The following is a 7,315-nucleotide window of genomic DNA, read 5'->3' as shown; positions in this document are numbered from 1 at the left end:
GAACTTGAGCTGTTAGATAGCACTAATATCGTGTTTGCTTAACCAGATCTGAGGTTAAATCAAGTAAGTTAAGGCCAGAAGTACCAATTGAATTACCTGAGTTAGCGAGCGAGAATGTACTGCCTAAGGCGGGTAATTGGTTTAGCGCTTCACCAATGTTAGTCACACCTGTAGATAATAATTCGTCACCGCTAATCACAGTTACAGGTGTTGGGGCAATGGCTCCTTCACGAATAATACGTGAACCCGTAACTGAAATACGTTCAACATTTGATTCAACAGCTGCTTCTTCAGCAAAAGTATTGATTGATGTGGTGGCCGATAAGGCTGCACCACTCATTAACGCAACGCGCACCGCATTGGCTAATTTTGAATTAACTTGCATTTATCACTCCCAGAAATGTTTTTTATTATGGTGCCTATGTCGTCAATATTTGACTTGCTGTATTGACGTAGCATTACACAAGCATGTGTATAACCATAAAGTGCTTAAAATACAACAGAGGGATTTTTGATTTGTAACTAATTAAGCATTAACGTAAGTTGTTATTTATATTCACAAATAAAAAACAACTGTACGACTTTAATGCAAATTTTTCAGCGGTCAAATTTACAAAAGCTGAACTTGTTAACTGAGTGTTTAAAATAGGGTGGCATGAGATGTTTTTTGGCGTTGTATTAAGTATACAATGTTATTGTATTGTGTTTTTTATATAGAATTTTTTATGATGAAAAAAAGTAAAGATGTGGATTATTTTGATATAAATCATGTTTTGTTATTTATTTAAATGAGATTCATTATTTTAAGTCAATTAGCATAACGGACAGTAAAATATATTTACAATTATGTTAAGTTGAATTTATATTCACTTTTGGTGACTGGTTAGCTTACCGGTTCAGCACTCTTTTACGGTAAGAACATATTAATCCGTTTAATAAACAGAGTGACAATATGGTTAACGTCTTGGATAAAAAATGCCAGCAAAGATGCTGGCATTTTGTTGTCGACCTGATATTGGCTTACATCAGTCGAGTATTATTTATTGTACGTTTTCGCTGTCACTAAACTCACCCGCAAACAACGCAGATGATAAGTAACGCTCTGCAGCTGATGGCAATATCACAACAATGGTTTTGTCAGCAAACTCAGGTAATGCAGCGATACGGTTAGCCGCGACAACAGCAGCACCAGAAGAAATACCCACTAAGATACCTTCTTCTTTCATTAAACGGCGTGCCATTTCAATTGAATCTTCGTTACTCACCGCTTCAACACGGTCGATAATCGACAAATCTAAGTTACCAGGAATAAAACCTGCACCGATACCTTGGATTTTATGTGGACCGGGTTGAATAGGTTGTCCAGCTAACGCTTGGGCGATAACCGGTGAATCTACTGGCTCAACAGCGACAGAAGTAATGGTTTTACCCTGTGCTTTTAAGTAACGGCTCACACCTGTTAACGTGCCGCCTGTTCCCACACCGGCAACAAATACATCAACTTCACCATCGGTATCATTCCAAATTTCTGGACCAGTGGTTTTTTCATGTATTTCAGGGTTAGCTGGGTTACTGAATTGGCCCAGTACTAAATACTTTTCTGGTGCTGACTGGCGAATTTCTTCAGCTTTATCAATGGCACCTTTCATGCCTTTAGCGCCTTCAGTCAACACTAAGTTAGCACCTAACGCCTTAAGCAGTTTACGGCGCTCTAAACTCATGGTGTTTGGCATGGTTAAGGTGAGCTTGTAACCTCGTGCCGCAGCAACATAAGCAAGCGCAATACCAGTGTTACCTGATGTTGGTTCAATAAGCTCGATATCTTTAGTTAACAAACCTTTCTTTTCAGCATCCCAAATCATGTTAGCGCCAATACGACACTTAACACTGAAGCTTGGGTTGCGAGCTTCAACTTTTGCTAACACGTTGCCGTTACTTACACGGTTTAAACGGACGAGAGGGGTATTACCTAAAGTATATGAATTATCTTCGAAAATTTTGCTCATGGATTATTTGCTCCTATGGTTGCATTGTCTAATCATAATCGGCTGTACAATATTTAGAAGTGAAAGTTTGTTCTTCTTTATTCCTTTTAGTTATTAGCGATTATGTTGTTATACTAAAATGACGGTTTTAGGGGCCGGATTCAACGTTTAGAGCAAATAAACGCCTGTTGATGGTCTGACCATTATGCAAATTTAATTTAGTATGACGAAAACAAAATATAAAATACTAGAATAGCTGCAATAAGTTAATTTGCTCAGCTGAAATGCAATAAGACTGATCTTGAGGGTTATGACGACAATTAAGGTCATAATGGTTAACTCAGATCATGGGAACGTTTTTTGTTGATGGGCATTAACTCACTCACTTACTAATAATGGTAGAGCAAAATGAATAAAGTTGTGATTTCAGGTAGCGGTTTATATACCCCTCCTTATAGCGTGTCTAACGATGAATTAGTGACCTGTTATAACAGTTACGTAGAGCAATTTAACCAACAGCATGCTGCAGATATTGAAGCAGGTAATACTACTGCTTTAGCTTACTCATCAAGTGAGTTTATCGAAAAGGCCTCGGGCATTAAAAGTCGTTATGTCATGGTTAAAGACGGTATTTTAGACACCGACGTGATGATGCCATTAATTGCCGATAAACCGTCAGAAGCGTTATCGATGCAAGCTGAAATGGGCATTGATGCCGCAACACAAGCGTTAGCGCAAGCGAACCTTACCGCTGAAGATATTGATTTAGTCATCGTCGCGTGTGCTTATACCCAAAGGGCTTACCCAGCGATTGCTATTGAAATCCAACAAGCGATGGGCACCAAAGGTTTTGCTTATGACATGTTAGTGGCTTGCTCGTCTGCCACTTTTGCGATTGTGAATGCCGTTAATGCCATCCGTGGTGGTACCGCCAATCGTGTTTTAGTCATTAACCCTGAGTTAACTTCGCCGCAAATCAATTTCCGCGATCGTGATAGCCACTTTATCTTTGGTGATGTAGCGACAGCCGTTGTGGTTGAGCGCGCTGAGCTTTCAACCTCAACAAATGCGTTTAGCGTGTTATCGACGCGTTGTGTTACAGATTACTCCAGTAATATCCGCAGTAACTTTGGTTTTGTAAACCGCTGCGATCCTGCGCAAGCTAACAGTGCTGATAAATTATTTCATCAGCAAGGCCGTAAAGTGTTTAAAGAGTTACTGCCAATGATTTACCAACATTTAGATGCTCAATTTACTGACGAGCAGATAAAACCTGATGAATTTAAGCGTTTATGGTTACACCAAGCCAACATAAACATGAATTTATTTGTAGTGAAGAAGCTTCTTGGTGATAATGTTGAACCATCACAAGCACCTATCGTACTGGATGAATATGCGAATACTGCATCAGCAGGGTCAGTCATTGCATTCCATAAACATAACCAAGACTTCAAAACCGGTGATTTAGGTTTACTGTGTTCATTTGGTGCAGGTTATTCGATAGGTAGCATCGTATTAGAGAAGTGTTAAGTGGCCATGTTAGGCCACCGAAATTAAGGTGAATATATTGCGTATATTGATTGTTGAAGACAGTACAACCGTATCTAAAATCTTAAAACATTTGATTATGCAAGAACTGAGCTACCAGGTAGACGTTGCTCCAGATATGTCCAGCGCTTTGACATTATTGGAGCAACACAATTACTTTGTCGTGGTGGCCGATTTAAATTTACCCGATGCGTCTAATGGTGACATTGTGCGTCTGGTATTATCGTCATACAAGACTCCTTGTATTGTGTTAACCAGTAACTTAGACGCGAGCCAACGTCGCGATATTCTTAAGCTGGGTATTGTTGATTACATCCCTAAAGATAACCGTTACAGCTATCAATATGTGGTTAAGCTGATTGATAGGCTGTATCGCAATCAGCAGGTGAAAGTGTTGGTTGCTGACGATTCAGTCGTGAGCCGTAAGTTTGTGCGTATGTTGCTAGAGCATCATTTGTTCCAAGTGATTGAAGCCAATGATGGCGAAGAAGCATTAGCTGTATTAGCGCGCGAGCCTGATATTCAACTGCTGATCACCGACTACAATATGCCAAAAATCGATGGCGTTGAGTTAATTTTACGAATACGCGAAAGTTATAATCGTGAAGACATCGCCATTATTGGCTTATCTAATGACAATGACGAAAGTTTATCTGCCAAGTTTATTAAAAATGGTGCGGATGATTTCTTGCAAAAGCCTTTTGTGCATGAAGAGTTTCATTGCCGGGTGCTTAACACATTAGACTCGCTCGACATGATGCGTAACTTGTGGGCTAAAGCAAACCGTGACTATTTAACGAAAGCCTACACGCGACGTTACTTTTTTACTGAGCACAACGGTAAAGAGGGTGAGGTTGGCACCTTGTCTGTAGCATTAATTGATTTGGATTTTTTCAAAAAAATTAATGACACCCATGGCCATGATGTGGGAGACCAAGTGTTAGTTGAATTTGCTCAGCGCCTCGAAAATGCATTTGGCGCTAATTTTACCGTTGCACGCTTTGGTGGCGAAGAGTTTGTAGTGGCGTTTAAAGGGTTAGACAGCACAAAAACCACCACCCTAATGAACAAGTTTCGCGACCAATGTGAAGCGAATCCTATTAGTACTACTGCTGGTGATTTATCGGTGTCGTTTAGCTGTGGCGTGGCGACCAAACATAATGAGTCGTTAGATCATGCATTACACCGCGCAGATGAACTGCTTTACCAAGCCAAAAGGGCTGGGCGAAATCAGGTCATTAGTCAATAAAGCAAATTTAATGACAATATTATGCCGTTGAATGGAACCATCAACGGCATTTTTATTGCCTGCGTTATAACAACCAGGCGTAACTCATTTTCATAAAGAAGGTTTTGTCATTTTGAGTCAGCGAATCTATGTCATCATTTGCAACAAAAGCATCTGAATAACCAAGATAAAATACACTTTGTGGGTTTAGTTTATAACCATAAAGCAACTCATTACCTAGGTCTTCATAAAGGCTATTTGGATTTTGGTATAAATACAGGCTAGGGTCGCGCTCAATGCGGGTATAAACACTGCTTAAACGAATAAAACTATTCAGTGTCAGTTGCCAGTTTAATCTTAAATCACTGAGGTTTGCCGTAAATAACCTGCCATCGTCAACATCTAATGTTTGGTAACGATGTGAAATGTCGAGTACTAATGACTCGGTTATTTTCCACTCAACACCTGGATTGAACATATTGACTGATGCAGGGCGGTTATTGGCATAATCAATATCATCGCCAAAATACATGTCGAGTTCTAACTTGAGTGAACCCATTGGGGTAAAATTAGTGTAAAACCAACCTAAGGTTTCTTCAAACATGGTGGTGTTACCGTTAATGGCAATATCGCTTGGATCATGGCGTCTACCGACTCGCTCGCGCTCAATAATTCCTGCGGCAATGTAACTTTGTAACCCACCTTCAAACTCAATAAACAGCTCAGTTTCTTGCTCTAGGCGTTCATGATGTTGACTATGGGTAATATCCCAATCACCACCTAATTCAATTCGGTTAAAGAAGTGCTCGTCTGGATACCAGGTATAGCCGCCGCCCACCACAAATTTGGCTAAATCAACTTTATCAATAAAGCCTAAGTCGGCCCTAAAGTCTCGGCCAATAGATTCATATTGGCTAGACACATACCAGTTTCGACGTTGATGTTCATAAGCGATATTGTACATACCGTCATTAAATTCGCCGTCTTTTTGGGTGCGCAGTACTCGTTCGTTAATCTCGCACTCGCCAATGTCACAATCATCCGCGACTTGAGCGCAATCGTCGCTACCGCAAAACTGATTAAAAAACTCATCTGGATACTGGGTAACCGAGTGCGCATATTGCGCGGTAAAGGTATCTTGTTTGGTCGGTTGGTATTTAATGTCGCCACTGAGAAGGTAGTTATGATAATCATCGGCTTGCTTTAAGGTTAGCAAACCGCCCACCGAAAACTGCTTACTGGGATCAAAACGATACCGACTGGCAACGTTATGGCTAGTATCCTCTATTACCGCAATATCAGAGCTTAAATTGCCCGGTACCAAAAATTGACTTTGAATGTCATTGGCGGCCAACACGGCAAAAGTATGGTCATCGGTTTTACTGGTGAGCTTTACACCATAATCTGGCGAGCCAATATTACGGGTATGGAGTAAATCTAATTGGGTATCAAAATAGTCTTTATTGTCTAAAAAGAAGGCGCGTTTTTCAGGAAAAAATAGGGCGAAAGTGTTGTTAACATCTAATTGGCCGGCATCTGCCTCAACCTGAGAAAAATCAGGGTTAATGGTGGCATTTAATAAGGTGGTTGGCGTGATCCCCCAGCGTAAATCTAAACCTGCTTCAACATTGGTATCATCTGTCCATGGACCTGTAGGCGCTACATCACGTTGACTATTTTGATTGGCGACCAGTGAGGGGGTTAATTGCAGGTCTTTACCTTGAGTTGCACCAGCAAGGCCAGAAGCTGTACCGAGTTGACAAAGTTGACATGACACATTGCGATCAATTTGGTGAGTCGACAGACGATGAGTTTCGTTTCTTGGATAAAAACGCACTAACTCTATTCCCCATGTTTGCACAGAGTGGCGATCATCAAAATTAAATAAGCGCAGTGGCAGTTGGACTTCAACTTGATAACCTTGGTCGGTTATTTTACCTCTGCTATACCAAATACCATCCCAGGCATCACTTTCTTGACCTGTGAGCTCATTTTCAATCGAATCGCTTTGTACCCCATAGGCATTGATAAAAAACTGATAAGCCAAGCGGGCATTGTTAAAGGTATCGAGTTTAATGCCCACCATATCGTCGCCCCATGCATTATCTCTTTCTCTTAAATTGGCGCGGATATTTTCTGGTGCAGGGTCGTGGGCAATAAAAGCTAAATACAAGCTGGTGTTCGAGGCAAACACTTTGGCATAAGTATTAACCGGGGCGGCGGTATTTTCAGCGGGTGAGGTTTCATATTGCAACATCACTTGCGCAGCGTGTTGCCAGGCCGGTTCATTAATGTCGCCATCAACATCAACATCAACTTCTTCATCAATGGTGGGTATATCTAAATGAAATTGTTGGCTCGAACCCGCATAAACGCATGGAGATAATAGGCTTGATATAAGGCTTACCGCAAATAGCGCACGAAAATAGTTAATCACAATCATGGTTTCTCGTTATTGTTATTTTGCCTATTGTCGCAAAAAATAGTGCTAATGGCAGGTCTGACTTGTAAATAAAATATCAATAAATTGTTACGGGGTGTTTGTTGCGGAGGG

Annotated in this window: 4 protein-coding genes and 1 pseudogene; 2 read left to right on the top strand and 3 right to left on the bottom strand. The window is 40.8% G+C overall.

Annotated elements, in window-relative coordinates; genetic code table 11:
* Positions 1-55: 55 nt before the first annotated feature.
* Both IEY42_RS06800 and cysK read right to left on the bottom strand, forming a co-directional pair.
* Positions 56-385 (bottom strand): annotated as a pseudogene (locus IEY42_RS06800) (TonB-dependent receptor); the annotation flags it as partial.
* 655 nt (positions 386-1,040) lie between these two features.
* The gene (gene cysK, locus IEY42_RS06795; protein ID WP_188924547.1) at positions 1,041-2,006 is read right to left on the bottom strand and encodes a cysteine synthase A; all 966 of its coding nucleotides are present in this window, start codon (positions 2,004-2,006) and stop codon (positions 1,041-1,043) included.
* A 387-nt stretch (positions 2,007-2,393) separates the two neighbouring features.
* Between cysK and IEY42_RS06790 the strand changes: the two genes are divergently transcribed.
* Entirely contained in the window at positions 2,394-3,515 is a 1,122-nt protein-coding gene (locus tag IEY42_RS06790) for a beta-ketoacyl-ACP synthase III (RefSeq protein ID WP_188924546.1), read from the top strand.
* 37 nt (positions 3,516-3,552) lie between these two features.
* On the top strand, positions 3,553-4,782 hold the full coding sequence (locus tag IEY42_RS06785) for a response regulator (RefSeq protein WP_188924545.1): 1,230 nt from the start codon (positions 3,553-3,555) through the stop codon (positions 4,780-4,782).
* A 64-nt stretch (positions 4,783-4,846) separates the two neighbouring features.
* Here the strand turns inward: IEY42_RS06785 and IEY42_RS06780 are convergent, their stop codons facing one another.
* Positions 4,847-7,204, bottom strand: coding sequence for a carbohydrate binding family 9 domain-containing protein (locus tag IEY42_RS06780; protein ID WP_188924544.1), 2,358 nt, complete (start codon positions 7,202-7,204; stop codon positions 4,847-4,849).
* Positions 7,205-7,315 lie beyond the last annotated feature (111 nt).

The sequence above is a fragment of the Shewanella algicola genome (genome assembly GCF_014648035.1).
Classification (GTDB): domain Bacteria; phylum Pseudomonadota; class Gammaproteobacteria; order Enterobacterales; family Shewanellaceae; genus Shewanella; species Shewanella algicola.
Note: the sequence above shows the minus strand (reverse complement) of the source record. Positions and strands in the feature narration are given on the sequence as shown.

What these genes read in the sequence shown, in the direction of transcription:
- IEY42_RS06780 (WP_188924544.1), bottom strand. Translation starts at nt 7,204, where the DNA reads ATGATTGTGATTAACTATTTTCGTGCGCTATTTGCGGTAAGCCTTATA.
- cysK (WP_188924547.1), bottom strand. Translation starts at nt 2,006, where the DNA reads ATGAGCAAAATTTTCGAAGATAATTCATATACTTTAGGTAATACCCCT.
- IEY42_RS06790 (WP_188924546.1), top strand. Translation starts at nt 2,394, where the DNA reads ATGAATAAAGTTGTGATTTCAGGTAGCGGTTTATATACCCCTCCTTAT.